Annotated in this window: 19 protein-coding genes; 2 read left to right on the forward strand and 17 right to left on the reverse strand. The window is 49.4% G+C overall.

All coding sequences use genetic code 11. From position 1 onward, the window contains the following. Nucleotides 1-8 precede the first annotated feature (8 nt). From MKY82_RS21310 to MKY82_RS21330, 5 genes are all read right to left on the reverse strand, one after another. Nucleotides 9-737: a hypothetical protein gene (locus MKY82_RS21310; RefSeq protein ID WP_233355003.1), complete on the reverse strand. Its 729-nt coding sequence runs from the start codon at nucleotides 735-737 to the stop codon at nucleotides 9-11. Next, nucleotides 737-1,627 (reverse strand): ABC transporter ATP-binding protein, encoded by an 891-nt coding sequence (locus MKY82_RS21315; protein WP_339294304.1) that lies wholly within the window; start codon nucleotides 1,625-1,627, stop codon nucleotides 737-739. The genes MKY82_RS21310 and MKY82_RS21315 overlap by 1 nt, the downstream gene beginning before the upstream one ends. Nucleotides 1,628-1,687: 60 nt before the next feature. After that, a complete protein-coding gene (locus MKY82_RS21320) occupies nucleotides 1,688-2,908 on the reverse strand; it encodes an ROK family protein (protein ID WP_339294305.1) in 1,221 nt (406 codons plus the stop codon). 209 nt (nucleotides 2,909-3,117) lie between these two features. After that, nucleotides 3,118-3,456 (reverse strand): four-helix bundle copper-binding protein, encoded by a 339-nt coding sequence (locus MKY82_RS21325; protein WP_339294306.1) that lies wholly within the window; start codon nucleotides 3,454-3,456, stop codon nucleotides 3,118-3,120. Between the two features lie 126 nt (nucleotides 3,457-3,582). Continuing rightward, complete coding sequence (locus tag MKY82_RS21330; protein ID WP_194543513.1) at nucleotides 3,583-4,638, reverse strand: GTP-binding protein; 1,056 nt, start codon at nucleotides 4,636-4,638, stop codon at nucleotides 3,583-3,585. Between the two features lie 107 nt (nucleotides 4,639-4,745). On the opposite strand from MKY82_RS21330, the gene MKY82_RS21335 reads away from it, so the two are divergent. Then, on the forward strand, nucleotides 4,746-5,264 hold the full coding sequence (locus tag MKY82_RS21335) for a MogA/MoaB family molybdenum cofactor biosynthesis protein (protein ID WP_339294307.1): 519 nt from the start codon (nucleotides 4,746-4,748) through the stop codon (nucleotides 5,262-5,264). Nucleotides 5,265-5,324: 60 nt separating this feature from the next. On the opposite strand, the gene MKY82_RS21340 is transcribed toward MKY82_RS21335, so the two are convergent. Further along, on the reverse strand, nucleotides 5,325-5,852 hold the full coding sequence (locus MKY82_RS21340) for a hypothetical protein (protein WP_194543515.1): 528 nt from the start codon (nucleotides 5,850-5,852) through the stop codon (nucleotides 5,325-5,327). 92 nt (nucleotides 5,853-5,944) lie between these two features. Beyond that, nucleotides 5,945-6,943, reverse strand: coding sequence for an acryloyl-CoA reductase (locus tag MKY82_RS21345; protein ID WP_339218283.1), 999 nt, complete (start codon nucleotides 6,941-6,943; stop codon nucleotides 5,945-5,947). 211 nt (nucleotides 6,944-7,154) lie between these two features. On the opposite strand from MKY82_RS21345, the gene MKY82_RS21350 reads away from it, so the two are divergent. Beyond that, nucleotides 7,155-7,955 carry a hypothetical protein gene (locus MKY82_RS21350; RefSeq protein WP_194543517.1) on the forward strand — a complete coding sequence of 267 codons (801 nt, stop codon included), beginning with the start codon at nucleotides 7,155-7,157 and terminating at the stop codon, nucleotides 7,953-7,955. 79 nt (nucleotides 7,956-8,034) lie between these two features. Here the strand turns inward: MKY82_RS21350 and MKY82_RS21355 are convergent, their stop codons facing one another. From MKY82_RS21355 to rny, 10 genes are all read right to left on the reverse strand, one after another. Then, complete coding sequence (locus tag MKY82_RS21355; RefSeq protein ID WP_194544871.1) at nucleotides 8,035-9,489, reverse strand: nicotinate phosphoribosyltransferase; 1,455 nt, start codon at nucleotides 9,487-9,489, stop codon at nucleotides 8,035-8,037. Between the two features lie 57 nt (nucleotides 9,490-9,546). After that, nucleotides 9,547-10,104, reverse strand: coding sequence for an isochorismatase family cysteine hydrolase (locus MKY82_RS21360; RefSeq protein ID WP_194543518.1), 558 nt, complete (start codon nucleotides 10,102-10,104; stop codon nucleotides 9,547-9,549). Nucleotides 10,105-10,167: 63 nt separating this feature from the next. Next, nucleotides 10,168-10,953 carry an NUDIX domain-containing protein gene (locus MKY82_RS21365; protein ID WP_071220157.1) on the reverse strand — a complete coding sequence of 262 codons (786 nt, stop codon included), beginning with the start codon at nucleotides 10,951-10,953 and terminating at the stop codon, nucleotides 10,168-10,170. 163 nt (nucleotides 10,954-11,116) lie between these two features. Next, nucleotides 11,117-11,566, reverse strand: a complete 450-nt coding sequence (locus MKY82_RS21370) for a YlbF family regulator (protein ID WP_071220156.1) — start codon at nucleotides 11,564-11,566, stop codon at nucleotides 11,117-11,119. Between the two features lie 103 nt (nucleotides 11,567-11,669). Next, nucleotides 11,670-13,229, reverse strand: a complete 1,560-nt coding sequence (miaB, locus tag MKY82_RS21375; protein ID WP_194543519.1) for a tRNA (N6-isopentenyl adenosine(37)-C2)-methylthiotransferase MiaB — start codon at nucleotides 13,227-13,229, stop codon at nucleotides 11,670-11,672. A gap of 316 nt (nucleotides 13,230-13,545) precedes the next feature. Further along, on the reverse strand, nucleotides 13,546-14,118 hold the full coding sequence (locus MKY82_RS21380; RefSeq protein ID WP_071220154.1) for a phosphate propanoyltransferase: 573 nt from the start codon (nucleotides 14,116-14,118) through the stop codon (nucleotides 13,546-13,548). 178 nt (nucleotides 14,119-14,296) lie between these two features. Further along, entirely contained in the window at nucleotides 14,297-15,253 is a 957-nt protein-coding gene (locus tag MKY82_RS21385; RefSeq protein WP_194543520.1) for a membrane dipeptidase, read from the reverse strand. 90 nt (nucleotides 15,254-15,343) lie between these two features. Beyond that, entirely contained in the window at nucleotides 15,344-15,604 is a 261-nt protein-coding gene (locus tag MKY82_RS21390; RefSeq protein WP_006211249.1) for a stage V sporulation protein S, read from the reverse strand. Nucleotides 15,605-15,733: 129 nt separating this feature from the next. Beyond that, on the reverse strand, nucleotides 15,734-16,537 hold the full coding sequence (locus MKY82_RS21395) for a TIGR00282 family metallophosphoesterase (protein ID WP_113058861.1): 804 nt from the start codon (nucleotides 16,535-16,537) through the stop codon (nucleotides 15,734-15,736). A 127-nt stretch (nucleotides 16,538-16,664) separates the two neighbouring features. Then, nucleotides 16,665-18,206, reverse strand: a complete 1,542-nt coding sequence (gene rny, locus MKY82_RS21400) for a ribonuclease Y (protein ID WP_194543521.1) — start codon at nucleotides 18,204-18,206, stop codon at nucleotides 16,665-16,667. Nucleotides 18,207-18,399 lie beyond the last annotated feature (193 nt).

Consider the following 18,399-nt stretch of genomic DNA (forward strand, 5'->3'; position numbering starts at 1 on the left):
CTCCTACTTCAACCTACTTTTCGGATCATGGTTGCCGCATCCTTGCGGCATGCCGTCCATAGATAAACAGCCAGCAAAATGAAGCTGTATATGAACGTATATGTAAGGGTCATGAATAACATGGCCCGGGAACGCTCGTCAGCATGAATGAGCATATCGATCATCACAGAGACGGGAGGCAGCACATAAGGAATCATTCTCAAATAAGCAAGATCATCCTGAACGATGGATTGTCCGGCTAAGGAAATAACGATAACGATTAACAGCAAACCAGCCGCCCTTCCCTGATTCTCCATAAAGCCAAACTGAAAAAATACCGAAATTGAAATGCCGAGCAAGGACAAAGCAGCATGTCCCAGATAACCCAAAACAAACTGGGATAATGTAATCGGCTTATCAAACATTCCAAACGCGATTGGGTAAAGGACAGCAAATAAGCTGAACAGGATAGATAGAAGCGTTACGGTTAAATACTGGGCGGCATAATATCGTATGGCCTTCCCGCTATGAACAATCAGGAGCATCGTTTGACGCCCTTGATCATGATTGAGAAAGTTCAAACCAAGCCAAGCGGAGCCGACAAACAGAAATGCAGCGGTTACGGCATAGCTGTCCATGATGGGGTTAGGCCGGTAAGAGTAGATAAACACTACCGATATCAGCATAAAGGCAATCGGCGCGAAATACCGATAGGATCTCGTATAACTGGCAAGCATGTAATGAATCAATGATCCCATTATGCTCCCTCCCCTTCCATGGATTGACCAAGGTTAGGCTTCACTTGCTCTGCCTTCTCCATGCTCCAAGGCTCCAGCCGTGTCAGCGATCCGCCTGACTGTAGAATATCCAGCAGCATTTCATCCGCGACCTTCCGCGAGACTACCATCGATGCAGGATTACCTCTCGATATCCAATAATGGAACCCTGAACGGCGTTCCAGTTCCAGCATTTTGTCTTGAGTAACATGCGTGAATTCCAGCTTCATCCGTCCCATCTCCGTATCGGTTTCCAGCATGCCGTCCCGCTCGATCCGCCCCTCGCGGAGTTGCGTCTCCCGGTCGGCCAGCGAAGCAATAAGCAGCGGCTCGTGAACGGACATCACGATCGCTGTTCCTTGTCTTTTGATTTCACTTAGAATGCCGATCATCTCCATTTGAGAGGGCTCGTCCAATCCCGACAGAGGTTCATCCAGAACCAATAAATCGGGCTGACGAAGCAGGGCCTGCATGATATTGACCTTTTGCAGCATCCCCTTGGAGCATAGCGTCATCTTCATGTCCTGCAATCGAAACACATTCAGCATGGCATCGATCCGTTTCGCTGCTTCTTGTTTGTCCATGCCCTGAATGCCAGCCATGTGGCGCAAATATTCGGAAGGGCGAAACCGCAGCGTAGGAAAACGTTCCGGTACATAGCCGACACGCAGCGATGTTCCATGTTCGATCCGTGACCCTACCGACGGGTTAGCAAGCCCTGCTATCACATGCAGCATGGTGCTCTTTCCTGCGCCATTGCTTCCTGTTATCGCAACGCACTCAGCGCGGGAAATGCTCCAATGAATGTTATGTAAGACGGCGAATTTACCAAAACGCTTGTTTATTCCGATCAATTCCAACAGCTCCTGCAAATCTGTTCAACTCCTGTTCATGGATTCCGGTGCGGCCCGTTTGAGGGTGTCCTTCCCCCTCTAATCGCTTATGTCACCCAAGTATTTTTCAAACACAATCGTCCCTGCGCCTATGATGCACGCATCTTCTCCCAGCTGGGAGGGCTGCAGCACCATTTTATTATGGAGGCTGGATAGGCTTCTGTTAACGGATGTTTCTTTAACATGATTGAAGAAATCCGGGTAACGGTTAGCCAGTACTCCGCCCAGGATGATGATCTCGGGTGTAAGCAGATTCATGATGTTGGCCAGTGATACACCAACATATCGTGCCGATTCGTGCAGTACATTGGCAGCCAATGGATCTCCAGCCAGCCCGGCATGGATTACATCGACTACATCCATACCCTGATCATCGCTATTAAAATAAGATGTAAGAGAACTTGCTGCCCCGCGACCCAACTCCTCATACACTCTGCGGACGATGGCATTTCCCGATGCCATCGCTTCAAGGCAGCCGTCATTACCGCAATGGCAGCGCGGACCGTTGATATCTATCGTACAGTGCCCAATCTCACCGGCACCAAAAGGGTAACCCTGATATATTTTCTGGTTGAAGATCAGTCCGCACCCAATCCCGATATCTGCATCCATGTACACCAGATTGTTAAAATGCCGACCGTTTCCATACCATAGCTCACCGAGAGCCATTACGTTAGCGTCCTTCTCTACATGGGTCGGAAGCTCCGTGTTCTCCTCGATCAGATCCTTTAATCGTACTTGATGCAGACCGGTTAAGTTGGGCGGAGACAGAATTTTGCCTTGAACCGGATCAAGCGGTCCGGGCGCTCCTACGCCGATGCCGATAATTTCGGACTCCAGGCCTGACTCGTCCAGTACGGCTTGTATCGTGGATATAATCATATTCACTACGCTGCCGCGATTGGCGCCATCTTCAAAAGAGCAACGGTTCTCCAATAACACATTCCCCTGTAAATTAATGACTGCCGCCTGCACGGAGGATGCGCTAATATGAACGCCGACTGTATACTTATCGGCGGGATTCAACGAGATGAGCTTGGGCTTCCTGCCGCGGCTGGAATCATCATATAACCCGGCATCAATGATCACTCGCTCCTTCATCAGCTCTTCCACCAGATTGTTAACCGCCGTAAACGTCAAGTTCATCTTGGCTGCGATTTCCGCTTTCGTTAAACTGCCATAGTCGCGAAGCAGTCCGACGATGCCGATCCGATTCATATTACGGACATACCGATTGTTTTTTCCAACTGAATTGTTCATGTTACAACCTCATTCTTTACCATTCATTGTACTACCTTCCTAGCACATCTATCATAGGGGAAAATACGATGTTAGTAAAATTCCTCCGGGTGGTCTCGCGGAGTACGGTCAGCGCACCGGTCCAGAAGACATTATACTTATAACTAAAAAGCCCGATCTCCCGCTTCGGAAATCAGGCTTTGTTATATCGAAGGATGGTGCCGGTTGACTTAAACGTGGCTCAGCATTTCGCGGCATGCTTCGGCACATTTCCGGCATGCATCTGCACATTGTTTGCAATGCTCATGATCATGCTTCCCGCACTCTTCCGCGCAAGCGAGGCATGCCTTGATGCACAGTTCGCAAATCTCCTTCACGTAAGGGCTTTTGCGTGACATGGCTTGAGCCGCAAACGCGCAAATATCCGCACACTCCCTGTCGAGTGTAATACAATCGCGAAGCATGGCCAGTTCGTATTCTTTCAGGCAGGATACATAACATACATTGCAAGCGTTCATACATTGGAGACATGCTTCGATGCATTCTTTATATTTGAGTTCATTTAACATTGGATAGATCCTCCTTGTAGTTATTACGCTATGCCTTTGTATTAAACGTTCGACTGCCCTCTGAATCAAACACCGGCCAGAAGACCCAAGGTATAATTGCCCAAGTTAACTAGGCAAATCGTTGACTTATGCCCGACTTGTCTTCCCTTCCAGTGTTTCAAGCTGCTCTCGCAGCAGCGATTTCTGAAAGTGCTCCCCGATAAATACCACCACATCCGGGACTTGACCCTGGGGTGTAATTTTCATAAAATCGGATTCCCGGAACGCGTACTGGAACAAAAAACGGCTGTTCGTATCGCTGAAGGTGAGAATGCCCTTCGCCCGGTACACATCCCTTGGCAGCCCGGCTATCAATCGCTCAAATTCCACACTGTTTACTGCATGGCTGAAATAGTAGGTGTAGGACATTACATGATCATGAGATCCATGATCATGTGTTTGGCCGTGGTTGTGTGTATGATGCTCATGGCTGTGGTCATGCTCATGGCTGTTGGCTTGCTTGTTCTTGTCTGTATGCTCATAGGCATCCCTGCCCTCTCGATTATGTACAATCGAATGCTCAACCCGGTCCTTGGGATCGCTCTGAAGCAGATCTTCAAGTTTTATGTCGCAGCGCACCGCAGGCATGATCGGAGCATACGGATTCCAGCGCTCGACCAGCTGCTGAACCGTCTCTTTGCCCTGATCCGTTACTTGGTCCATCTTATTGAGGACAAGCGCCGAGGCTGCACGAATCTGCTCCTGCATCAAACGATAGGTTTTCCCCTTCTGCTCTATATTCAAATGCAGCAGATGCGCGGCATCCACGACAGTGATCAGTTTTTTCACATCGATTCTCATGTATAAAGAAGCTTCCGCCGCCGCGTCCAGGATTTCCATCGGATTGGCGATCCCCGTCGCTTCAATGACGATGACATCCGGCTGCTCCCGCTGGATTAGCATTGCGATTTCAGATGATAAATCGGATCGAATGGTACAACAAATACAGCCGCTTAGCATCTCTGCCGTCGGTACTTCTTCACCGGCGACAAGCCCTTCGATGTTGACCTCGCCGATCTCATTCATGACAATAGCCGGCCGCAATCCCTGCTGCTTGAAGGAGGTAATAAGACGGCTAAGCAATGTCGTTTTTCCACTGCCAAGAAAACCTGATAAAATATAAATGGGTGTTACGTGCTCCACGTTCCATACTCCTTTGCGTGCATCATGATTATGCTAGCGAGTGTACTACATTTCATCCATCTACTGCAAGCGCGCCGCCACTAACTATAACAGGAGATGTCATTTCTATGAATTCATCGCAAGAGCATAAACAGCAATCCCCCGCTTCCGTGAACTGCAAGGTGATTACGGTCTCGGATACGCGGACCAAGGACACGGACAAGAGCGGCAAACTGATGATGAGCTTGCTTGAAGAAGCCGGGCATGTCGTTGTATCTTACAGCATTGTTCAGGACGACTACGAAACGATCCGCGAAACGATCTATACTGCGGTTAGCAATCCGGACATTGATGTCGTCCTACTAACAGGCGGAACAGGCATATCGAGCCGGGATACCACCTACGAAGCCGTATCCTCATTGCTTGATAAGGAACTCCCCGGATTCGGCGAAATCTTCCGCTTCCTAAGCTTTACGGAGGATATTGGGTCTGCGGCCATATTGAGCCGCGCGATCGGCGGCACGCTAAGCCACACGGCCGTCTTCTCCATGCCGGGTTCTAGCGGAGCCGTCAAGCTTGCGATGAACCGGATTCTGCTGCCTGAGCTGCGGCACATCAAATATGAGCTGGATAAACACAGATCATAACCAACGCCGGGCAACAAACAAAAGGCCGGATGCATATGGGCATCCGGCCTTAGCTGTATCCTAACTGCTGGCACGTCGTTGATGTTTGGCAAGCAGGGAGGGCGCTATTTTTTTGACCTGGTCATAATAGTTATCCGTTTTGTCGCCCGTTGACGTATATACGATGGATGTTTCTTTGTCGCTCACGATCAGGTTATGTCCGCCGGCCGCATTGGCATCCCCTTCTGTAACGCCGTATATCTCCTTGATCCCTTTTTCCCTGGCCGCTTGATCCTGATAGACATATACGGTGATAAACTGGCTTGCATCATAATTGATCCGGTATTGATACGTAATATTGCCGACGTTGTCCTCCGCATAGGTTTCATTGGTCAACGGCATGCCCACCTGGTTAAACGAGGCTTGGAGATCCTCAAGGAATTTTCCGTTCAAACCCCGTCCCGATATCCGGGCCTCCCTGGACCCTTCCTCGTAAGCCCTCATGTTATATAGGCGCATCTCGTCCCTGGCTATCTGCCTGGAACAACCGACCGATATGGCAAGAATGGAACAAAGCAATAAAACGGTAACGATTCTGCGATAATTCATGTTCACTCACCCTTCCTTAGGTGTCAGAGGTTGCCTTCCCTTAGAATGCCTGAGGATGAGGAACATTATGCGTATGAGAAATCAAGGTAATATTATAGAGCGATGACGCTTCTTCCAACTGCTCTGCCCTGCAGAATGGTGTTCAGCACTTCAGGCAGATCGTGTAGACCGTATTCCGTAATTCCTTCTTGTAGCACGGATGCCGGCTTCCATTCATCCGCCAGTTTCGACCATACCGATCGGCGGTAGGCCATAGGGCAGTATACCGAATCGATTCCGAGGAGATTGATGCCTCTAAGGATAAACGGAAACACCGTCGAATCAAAAGCACCGCCACCCGTCATACCGGAAACAGCGACGCTTCCGCCATATTTTACGCTTTTCAGAAGTGAACCCAGTTGGTTTCCTCCGACCGGATCTACTATCGCTGCCCAGCGCTCGGCAGAGATGGCCCCCTTGGAGGATGCCGCAGCCTCTTCTCTGGATATCACTTCATGAGCTCCCAGCTTTAAGAGCCAGTCCCTCTGACTTGATTTGCCTGTGGATGTCGTTACGCTATAGCCTAATTGACTGAGGATGGAGACCGCGAAGCTGCCCACGCCCCCAGTTGCCCCCGTAACTAGAACGGCCCCCTGTTCCTGTCGCAGTCCATTCCGTATCAAGGCCTCTATCGATAATGCAGCCGTAAAACCTGCGGTTCCGATAGCCATCGCATCACGCGGAGACAAGCCCTGCGGCAGCGGGACAAGCCATTCTCCCTTAACCCGTGCATACTGGCTGAACCCGCCTTCATGAGATACGCCTAATTCATAACCGGTACAGAGAACGTCATCGCCTTCCTTGTAATCAGCATGAGCGGAATGCACAACCGTTCCTGCCAGATCAATGCCCGGAATGAACGGGTATCGGCGGACAATTTTCCCTTCCGGTATGCTGGCCAGCCCGTCTTTATAGTTAACCCCGCTGTATAATACCCGCACAATAACGTCACCTTCGGGCAGCTGCTTCAAACACAGGTTCTCCACGCTGCCGCGAACCCCTTGTTCATCTTGACGCAGCACGTAGGCCTGAAAATTGGTTTCGTTGTCCACACATATCACTCCTTGGGTTAGTTTAGGTGCTGTAAAGCAATCCGGATTTGCACTATGAATATGTCGAAGCTTTATACATGCTCTCGGAATATGGCGACTTATGCGCTTTCCCAAGAAATGATTCAGTATCGTCATTTATAATCAGAATTGTGTTATTATGGAAAAAGAATACTTTTATAAAAGATTATCAGCAGGAGTTGAAATCCACGTTATGACTCATTTCGATCATGGATCTACACGTAGATCCTTCCGCTTCTCGTACTTGCTCACGCTGGTAACACTACTTCTGTTACCGCTCGTCCATAAGCCGATCAGCCAGGTTTTTGGATTCCTTGGTATTCATACACAATCAGGCGGCATTGCCGGCTCGTTTCTCGTTTTCTTTTTGAGTTTGGGTCTCATTCTTACGCTGTTTAGACTAGTCTTCAGGGCTTTCCCTTTAATTACCTGGCCTGGTCTCAAAGTGTACGTACTAATCGGCCTCCTCTTCATTTTAATGACAGGGATCTACGAATACACAAACACACACCGCTCGGTTGAAGCGGCGGTATTCAACGAGAAACATGCTTTTCTTGAAGCACCTTTCAGCATAGATCATGCTGAAATCATACAATCCGAATTAACCTCTGAGAATGTTTATGCTTTCGTGGGTACACCTGGACTGGGACTGCAATTATCCACCTATACCAAAGGATGGTTCGGATGGAATATGTCCGCCGTAACTACATTATACCTTTCTCCTGAGAATCCCGCTTCTCCGTCCGTATTCTCGGAGACAAACCTGGATTCATCACTCGTGTTTGGCCTGTATAGAAGCACAGAACCCATTCAGATTCATGTAAATGGTCAGCCGGCACATACCATACCCTACCAACAACTGAGGCCTGATGTCAGTGAAGATTTGTACATGTGGTATTACGAACGCCAGCCCGACACGATAGAGAACAAGGACAAGGTTCACCTCACCGCGCGTGACGTCAACGGAAGTATAGTGGATCGACTTGAGTTATAGCCGAGTACAAAAAGACGCCCCTTCTCCTGCCAAGCGGCAAGATTGGGAAAGCGTCTTTTTCATTTCTGTATTTTATAACCTAATCTTCATGCTGTTCCATGAACTCGGCCATCATCCGCTGTTTCACTTCCCAGACCTCTTCACTCAAATTCACGCGGTAAATTTCCGGATTCAGCTTCCGCAGATACTCCGGCCAGAACTGATCCAGCTGAGCATCATGATAGCTGCGAATCTCTTCGAGCTTCGGCAGCTCATACACCAGTTCGCCATTCACAAACACCGGTTCAAGCATGGACACCGCTTCAAAGTTCTTTACATTTTTGCGCATATAAGGATGCAGTGGATTAAACAGCTTTAATTTCCCGTTCTCCGGCGGCATCTCTTCTTCCGGGAAGCAGATGTAATCGGCGATCGCTTTGCCGCTGCCCTTGGATATGATGCGGTATACCTCTTTTTTGCCTGGGGTAGATACTTTTTCGGGGTTGCCCGAGATTTTGATGGTCGGTACCATCTTCCCGTCAACCTCCCGCTCCACCAGCTTATAAACGCCCCCAAGCGCAGGCTGGTCGGCTGCCGTAATCAATTGGGTACCGACGCCCCAAGTATCTACTTTGGCCCCTTGCGCCTTGAGATCCAGAATGGTGCCTTCATCCAGATCGTTTGATGCCACGATACCGACGTAATGAAGACCGGCCTCATCCAGCATCTTTCGTGCCTGAATCGACAGGTAAGCCAAATCCCCGCTATCTAAACGAATGGCATTCATCCGTTTCCCTTGGGCCTCCAGCTTCTTCGCCGTTACGATGGCATGGGGAATCCCGCTCTTTAACGTATCAAAGGTATCCACCAGCAGCGTCACTTGATCCGGCATAACCTCGGCAAATATATCAAAGGCCTCCTGCTCGCTCCGGAAGGTCTGCACCCAGGAATGCGCATGCGTGCCTTTTGTCGGGATGCCGAATTTCTCGCCAGCCAGCATATTCGACGTGGCATGGAAACCGGCCAGATACGCAGCACGCGCCCCCCAAACCGCCGCATCCGCTTCCTGTGCACGTCTTGTACCAAACTCCAGCAAGGTATCGCCGCTGGCAACCTGCCGGATACGGGACGCTTTGGTAGCGATCAAGGTTTGAAAGTTCATAAAGTTCAAGAGTGCCGTTTCGACCAGCTGTGTCTCGAAAATGGTGCCTTCCACTCGAATGAGCGGCTCGTTCGGGAATACCAGCGCCCCCTCCTTCATGGAATGAATATTCCCTTGAAAACGGAATCGGCGAAGCTCTTCCAGAAATTCAGGTTTATACTTCTCTTCCTGTTTGGCCAAATACGCGATATCCTCATCCGAGAAACGCAAGGACTCAATATAATGTACAATCCGCTCAAGACCGGCAAAAACGGCATATCCGTTACCGAATGGCAGCTTACGGAAATACGCCTCAAACACCGCACGCGTACGATGAGAGCCATTAATCCAGTGAGCGTACATCATGTTAATCTGGTATTTGTCCGTGTGTAGTGCTAATCCTGCTGTCAGCATCACGATCATCCTCCACTGTTACCCGGTTCATCTAGGCTTCCGGGTGGTTCAAGCTGTCTATTGATTAAGAAGTTCCTTACTTCGCACTACCGATGCCCCGAGGCTGCCTTGAAAGTGACTTAAAGCCCACTTATGTCCTTCCGGATTAAAGCTTGCGACGGCATCTTCATAAACGGTAATACGATATCCGTAATTATAAGCATCCACTGCGGTATGCAGCACGCAGATGTCGGTACAAACTCCGATGAGATCGACTTCGGTAATCCCGCGTTCCCGCAGCTTCTGGTTCAGATCCGTACCGCAAAATGCGCTGTATCTCGTTTTGTCCATCCAATAGATGGCGTCTTCTCGTTCCTCATACACCCGCTGAAGTTCACCGTATAATTCCCGACCCCGGGTTCCCCGAATGTTATGCGGAGGGAACAGCTTCGTTTCGGGATGATAAGCGTCATTGCTCTCATGCAGGTCCACGGCCATTACAACAAAATCACCACGATCGCTGTACAACTTGGTCAGCTCCGCGATGGTGTTCTGAATGTCAATGGCGGGCTTCCCTACCGGCAGATTGCCATCCACGAAATCATTCGTGAAATCTATCACGATCAAGGCTTTCATCTGACACACTCCTCTACGACATGATTAATGTGATCGATAAAATAACAGCTTGTGAATCCCATCCTACGTATAAATTGATAGCAACGGTGCATGATCCGTAAACCGATACAATTGGGCCGGCCGCTGGGAATATTGATTGGAGTTTAGCGGCTTGCCGTTCTCATCCCGTGCTTCTTCCAGTATCCCCTGTCTGCTGCGGGTTGACGTGATTTTACGGATAAAATTGGGCTCGTTGAACTCGGGCACAACCGTCTGGATGACCTGATATAACTCGCTCAGTGTAAAATGCTCCGGTAAAAACTGCCGCGCAATCGTCGTCTGCAGCATTTGCTGCTGAATCTTGCGGTACGCATCCATTATGATATCTCTGTGGTCAAAAGCCAGCTCCAGCTCTTCCAAAGCTTCCGCGACCGTAAACAGACCTACCTCTTCCGCATCATCGGCAGCCTGGCGATGCTCCAGCATCCATTCTTCTACGAGCGCGTAGAATGCATGGCTGATAATCCAGCCCCTTGGATCCCGTCCCGGTGCGCTGTACACGCCCAAGTACTCCAAATGGCCGCCATCCACCCCGGTCTCTTCTTTCAGCTCCCGTTTGGCGGCATCGTAAATAGACTCACTCTCACGGCAAAATCCGCCGGGGAGTGCCCACATACCCGCACATGGCCATGATCTGCGCCTGATCAGCATCACCTTAAGCTCGCGTATCGGCAATGTCTTGGTGAAGGTTTTCCGTTCCCGCTTCGTTAAGGTAAACATCACGATATCAGCGGGCACACCATCCGGTGTTCTGTATTTCTTGGCACTGCTCTTTGGAGCCTGTTCGCGATCCGTCATTTCCATCACCATAACTATTATTTTGATAATTTCATTATGACATATTTAAAAATGATGTCAAGGATTTCCTGACCCCATCCTTTATAATAAGTTTACTATGCCCTATTCATTCTCATTCTGTACATGAAATAACAAGAATAGAAAAGGTGCGGAACCATTCCGCACCTCGTTTCATCTATCCGCAGCTGCTTGGCGGCGTATCTTTTCCTGTTTCCACATTCACTTTTTCCGAAACCGTATCATGAATCACGGATACGACCAGTTGAAGAAGATAATTAATGTCGCTTTGACTTTGCTGGAACTCCATCACGAGCGGAATACCGTCAATCTCCTCTTGCAGTTCTTCGATCTCCCGTTCGATTTTGGCGACCATATCCTTGTTCTGGAACGTTTCAAAAGCCACGATTTCCTTTTGCTTTTTCTTAATGGTTTTTATCAGGTTTTGAACCCGTTCGTGGTTCTGGATCTTCTCTTCGGCCTGCTTAAACATCTGAACTTCTTCACTGGTGGATATTAATTCCGCCAGCTCGCCGGCTTTTGCCAAAATATCGTCACGTATAATCAATTCACGCGTGTTGTAAGTTGACATACCGTATGTGTTCGTACGAACATGATCATGTGCCAAGGTTCATCGCTCCAATTCTTCATCATCTATATGGGAATATGCAGCACCGGCCGGTTTTTTGTTCGCGGCCCTATGCTGCATTTGAATGCTGCCTGCTCCTCTATTATACCGCATCCGAGGCAGGAATCGTGTCCGGGATTCTATCCCCTTTGATATACCAGGTCTTCGTATCCGTAATCCGGACATTTACGAAGCTGCCTATGAGGTCCGTCGAGCCTTCGAAATGCACCAGCTTGTTCGTGCGCGTGCGTCCCGACAGCATGGAATCATTGTTCTTGCTGACTCCTTCTACCAGCACCTCCACCGTAGATCCAAGCAGCCTGTCGTTGCTCTTGCGGCTGTACTCATTGATGGCGGCATTCAATCGCTGAAGACGCTCGCTCTTGACCTCCATCGGTACATTATCCTCCATCACCGCCGCTGGCGTTCCTTCACGAGGAGAATAAATGAACGTGTAAGCGGAGTCGTAGCCGACCTCCCGAACCAGGGACAGCGTCTCCTCAAACTGCTCATCGGTCTCACCAGGGAATCCGACAATGATGTCGGTGGTGAATGCTACATTGGGAATCGCCTTCTTAATTTTATGGGCGAGCTCCAAGTACGTCTCACGCGTATATTTTCGGCTCATTTTTTTGAGCACTTGCGTGCTTCCCGACTGTACCGGCAGGTGAATATGCTCGACCAGGTTACCACCCTTCGCCAGCACCTCAATCAGGTGATCATCGAAATCCCTTGGATGGGATGTAGTGAAGCGAACACGCGGGATATCGATCTTGTGAATATCATCCATCAGATCGCCGAAACGGTATTCGATATCTTCAAAGTCTTTGCCATATGCGTTCACGTTCTGACCGAGCAGCGTAATTTCCTTATACCCTTGCCGGGCTAATTCACGAACCTCAGCAATGACATCCTCCGGACGCCGGCTGCGCTCCTTGCCGCGGGTATATGGGACGATGCAGTATGTACAGAATTTATCACAGCCGTACATAATGTTGACCCAGCCGCGGAGACCTTCTCTCTTTTTCGGTAGATTCTCAACAATGTCGCCCTCTTTGGACCACACTTCAACCACCATTTCCTTGCTGAAGAGCGCTTCCTGAATAAGATGAGGCAGACGATGCACGTTATGCGTACCAAAAATCAAATCCACAAAGCCATGCTTTTGGAGAATCCGATTAACAACCGATTCTTCCTGCGACATGCAGCCGCAAACGCCAAGCAGCATATCCGGCTTTTCCGTCTTCAAATGCTTCAGATGGCCGAGTTCGCCAAACACTTTATCCTCCGCGTTTTCACGAATGGCGCACGTATTGAGCAAGATGATGTCCGCCTGCTTCCGATCCTCGGTTGCCTGGTAGCCCATCTGCTCCAGCAATCCCTTGATCGTTTCGGAATCATGCTCATTCATCTGACATCCGTACGTATACACGATATAATGCTTGCCAGCCCCGAGGGTTCGAAACGCTTCCGGCAGCTCGGTATCGTACAAAACTTCGACACTTTGTTTGCCGCGCTGTTTTTCCTGTCTATGATTAGGCTCCGATAGGATGTTGATTTCCCGGCCATTGATGCGAATTCTCTTCCCGTGTTCATCTTCGGAGAGAACTTTGGCTCCTGAAAAATCAAAATACTTGGAGTAGTCCTTACTTTCTTTGGACATGCTAGGTCACCCCTTAGATCCGCAAAATCTCTGGTTTACATGACAATATTGCTTAAATAGGCACTGTTTTAAATTATATCATGATCTTATTGCCTAAGCTACCACCTTGGGCGTTAATGAGTCCAAACCTTATCAAACGCTTTCCTTCAAAATAGGCCACCGAAACATGGAACCCGTAGAAAATTTCAAAAAAGAGCCTGAAATCGAAATGAATCGACTCAGGCTCTTCCAGCTGTGAACGCTAAGCTAAAAACGCTTAACAGCAGCAGATCCGTGACACATACAGTATGTTCATGAAGTTTACTGAAGCTATAGATTAATCAATAATTTCAGCAGTGTCTCCGTTTTTGGCGCCGGCAGCGTTAGCTTCATCGGTATCGATATGCATGTCGAGCGCAAAATTGTCGGATACGCGGGCAATGACGTTCTCCAGAACAAGACCGCGTTCGCCGCCTAAGCGTACCTTCAGCAGGTCCTTGTCTTTAATACCCCATTGATCCGCATCGGATGTATGGAAGTGGATATGACGAGCGGCTACGATGACACCTTCATCCACCGTTACTTCACCAGCCGGACCTTTAATCGTAATTCCCGGGGTTCCAGCGATGTTTCCGGATTCGCGTACAGGTGCTTTCACACCGATGGCAAAGGAATCCGTGCGGGAAATCTCCAGCTGGGTTGCAGGACGTGCAGGTCCCAAAATTCTTACTTTATCGAATTGTCCCTTCGTTCCAATAACCGCTACCGTTTCGTTGGCTGCGAATTGTCCTGGCTGGGACAATGGTTTGAACTCTGTCAGCTGATATCCAGGGCCGAACAATGCCTCAATATGCTCTTGGGTTAAATGAATATGGCGGGCGGATACACCCACAGGTACAGTTTTACTCATCTGTCTCACTCCTTGTTTTTCTCTATATGCTGTACATGCCATCACCTATTATACTCTCTATTACCCAAAAATAAAAAGGCAACCCGGGTGATTCAGGCCGCCTTCTTCCGATTCACGAGCAATCTGCTACAGGATTGTCAAAGTTATCCTCGAATCATGGTCGTTATGCGAAAGGTTGCTATGCTTGGCCTGACAATGAAGGTAAATTCTGCTCAAGAAAATGGAGGGCATACTCCGACATCCAGCCCTTTACCATCGATTCCGGGTAATGTTTAAGCAGCAGCTCCTGAAATTCAGGATACCGGCCCGGATGCTCAAGCCCGGCAACCCATTGATCAATCCCGTCGAAGTCCGAACCGAACATGATGTGCTCTTCACCGCCCAGCTCACAAATCTTCTCGATATGCGGCAATATGTCCTCCGGCTTCACACGATCTACTCCGCTGCGGATAAACCAGGGCACAAACGTGATTCCAATCATTCCGTTTAGCGCGATTAGTGCCCTTATCTGCTCATCATTCAAATTCCGGGGATGCTGGCAGACGGAGTACGCATTGGAATGCGAGGCGATGATGGGCCCTTTGGTCAGCTCCGCGAGCTCCCAGAAACCAGCTTGGGACAGGTGAGACACATCCAGAATGATGCCCGTCGAATGGGATAGCTCTACCAGCTGCCGTCCCCGTTCCGTGAATCCCCCATTTCGCTGCTCCAGTACTCCATCCGCAGCCCAGTTGGCATAATTCCAGGTAACCCCCATCAAACGCACGCCCATCTCAAACAAGAGCTGGACGTAATACAAATTCCCCTCCAGCCCGTCAACGCCTTCCAAGGACAGAACGCCGAACCGTCCATGCTGACCTTGTCTGGTCTCTTGAAGTTGCTCCCGCCAAAGCAGGGGCTTAAGATATCCCGGTTTAACGATGCGGCTGCGATATGTATCGAGTTGCGCCAGCACCCGTTCAAAGGATGGTCTCCCCCATTTCTCCGATAAAAAAACAGCGAACACCTGAAGGGCCAGGTCGCCCTCCTCCATGCGCTGCAGCGTTACATCCAAATGCGGGTCGTCCGCAAAGGAGGCTTGGGGGGCTTCCCACATTTTGCTCAAAACATCACAGTGAAAATCAACCGTCCGCATCGCGCCGTTCATCTCCCTTCTGAACTTGTCACAGCAAAAAGCCTGTTTACACCAAGAGAGTAAACAGGCTAATACCTCAACATTCGAAATTTATCTAGGTTCTACGATCAATTTAATTGCCGTCCGGTCTTCGCCATCAATCACAATATCCGTAAAAGCAGGGATGCAAATCAAATCCACCCCGCTCGGTGCTACAAATCCCCGGGCAATCGCTACCGCTTTAATGGCCTGGTTCAGTGCTCCCGCCCCAATCGCTTGCAGTTCCGCTCCGCCCCGCTCCCTAAGAACTCCAGCGAGCGCCCCTGCAACTGAATTAGGATTGGATTTTGCTGAAACTTTTAATACTTCCATGGTAAGTACCTCCCCTGGGAATGTTGAGTGATGGTTTGCTTCCGCTTACTAGATGTTATTCGTGAGAGGGGAAAAAATTCCTGCTTTTTACCATCCGTTCCTAATTTAATTAAACGGATTCCGCCTTTTTTAATCCATCCGCCATTCGTCTTCGTACATGCGGATTTTCTGTATCTTCCGGGCTCTTCCCGTGTCCTCATCCATATCCACGCATACGGCATGGAACTGCCATTTGCCTTCGTCGACCTGGAAACGGGCAGGAAGCTGGGTCTTGAACTTATACATCACCGCATCGCGCTGCATGCCGAGGATGCCTTCCTTGGAGCCCACCATGCCGGTATCCGTAATATAAGCTGTTCCTCCCGGCAGTATGGTATCGTCATTGCTTTGCACGTGGGTGTGCGTTCCGACCACCATCGAGGCGCGGCCTTCCAGATGCCATCCCATCGCAATCTTCTCCGACGTCGCCTCAGCATGGAAGTCCACCAGAATGCACTTCGTCTTCTGGCGAAGCTCATCCACAATGTCATCGGCTGCGCGAAACGGGCAATCGATGGCTGGCAGGAAGGTTCGTCCTTGTAGATTCACGATCGCCAGCTGTTTGCCGTTCGCTTTGATGATTGTGTATCCACGCCCCGGTGTGCCGGGCGGAAAATTTGCCGGACGAATCATGCGCGGCTCATCATCAATAAACTCAAAAATGTCCTTGTTATCCCAGGTGTGGTTACCCAAGGTGATGCCATGAATGCCCCAATTGAAAAATTCATTGGCGATGGCCGAGGTAATGCCGCGTCCTGAAGCAGCATTCTCCCCATTGGCAATAATGATGTGCGGATTATATTTGGACTTCAGCTCCGGAAGAGAAGCCTTCAAAGCTTTACGCCCTGTACTGCCGACAATGTCTCCGATGAATAATACTTTGATGTCAATCACTCCTTCAGGGATGCTTGTCCTGATTCCCGGCAGGACCGTTCCCGATTCATAAATGTCCGAAACTGTATTTTTGGTACTTGAAAGATAAAAAGTGGCCGGATTGCGGCCACTTTTTAAGGTCCAAACTCTATTTCGCGTAATCCACCGCTCGGGTTTCCCGGATGACGGTGACTTTGATATGACCCGGATAATCCAGTTCATTCTCAATGGTTTTGGTAATGTCACGTGCCAAGCGGAATGCTTCGGCATCGTCGATTTTCTCAGGCTGTACCATGACGCGAACTTCACGTCCCGCTTGAATGGCATAGGATTTCTCAACGCCTTCAAAGGATTCGGAAATTTCTTCGAGCTTCTCAAGACGGCGGATATACGTCTCAAGCGTCTCTCTGCGTGCTCCCGGTCTTGCAGCAGACAATGCGTCAGCTGCGCCAACCAGCATGGCAATAACCGAAGTTGCTTCACAATCACCGTGATGAGAGGCAATGCTGTTGATAACCACCGGATGTTCCTTGTACTTCTTCGCCAGCTCCACGCCGATTTCAACGTGCGATCCTTCCACTTCATGATCCAGCGCTTTCCCGATGTCATGCAACAGTCCTGCCCGTTTCGCAAGCACGATGTCTTCGCCCAGTTCGCCGGCCATCAGGCCAGTCAAATAGGCCACTTCCATGGAGTGTTTCAACACATTTTGTCCATAGCTTGTACGGAATTTCAGTCGGCCCAGAATTTTGATCAAATCTGGGTGCAAACCGTGAACGCCAACCTCGAAAGTCGCTTGTTCTCCGTATTCGCGAATGCGTTCGTCCACTTCCTTGCGGGATTTCTCCACCATTTCTTCGATACGAGCCGGATGAATCCGTCCGTCCGCCACGAGCTTTTCCAAAGCTGTACGGGCAATTTCACGGCGAATCGGATCAAAACCGGAGAGAATAACAGCTTCCGGAGTATCATCGATAATAAGGTCAATCCCTGTAAGGGTCTCAAGCGCACGAATATTCCGGCCTTCACGTCCGATAATCCGGCCCTTCATTTCTTCATTCGGCAAAGTGACAACAGATACCGTGGTCTCCGCGACGTGATCAGCCGCACAGCGCTGAATAGCCAGCGTGATGATCTCGCGTGATTTCTTATCTGCCTCTTCCTTCGCCTGCTGCTCGATTTCTTTAATCATCTGAGCGGTTTCATGACGAACTTCCTGTTCAACATTACTGAGAATAATGCTGCGGGCATCCTCCATCGTGAGGTTGGAGATGCGCTCCAGTTCCGTCGTTTGTTTCTTGTAAATGGCATCGATTTGCTGCTGGGTCTCTTCTATTCGTTTCTCTTTGTTCGCCACTTGTTCTTCTTTACGTTCCAAAGATTCTATTTTTTTATCCAGCGACTCTTCCTTTTGCAACAATCTGCGCTCCTGCCGTTGAATTTCATTCCGGCGCTCACGAGTGTCTTTTTCAGCTTCGGCTCTGATTTTATGAACTTCGTCTTTAGCTTCGAGAACCGTTTCTTTCTTCAATGCTTCTGCTTCCTTCTTCGCACTTTCTACGATCTGCAAAGCGGCATGCTCGGCACTGGAAATTTTAGCTTCTGCAAGGGATTTGCGAATAAAATAACCGAACCCAAAGAATATAGCGGCTACAGCGAGAACGATTATGATCCACCAAATTGGATGCATCTGATCACCTCCTCGTTGTTTCCTCCAAGGCATTCCTTGGGAAATGTTCAATTGTCAGGTTACTCATTCATACATAAAATTTTCCGGCAGTGGAAGCTGCCGTCCATACTGCGCACGCCGTATCACGTACGCAAATCCCGCCTTAGCCAGCGGAATACATTTCACTATGAATTGGCGATTAAAAGAATCTTTC

The sequence above is a fragment of the Paenibacillus sp. FSL W7-1279 genome (genome assembly GCF_037969845.1).
GTDB lineage: Bacteria > Bacillota > Bacilli > Paenibacillales > Paenibacillaceae > Paenibacillus_AQ.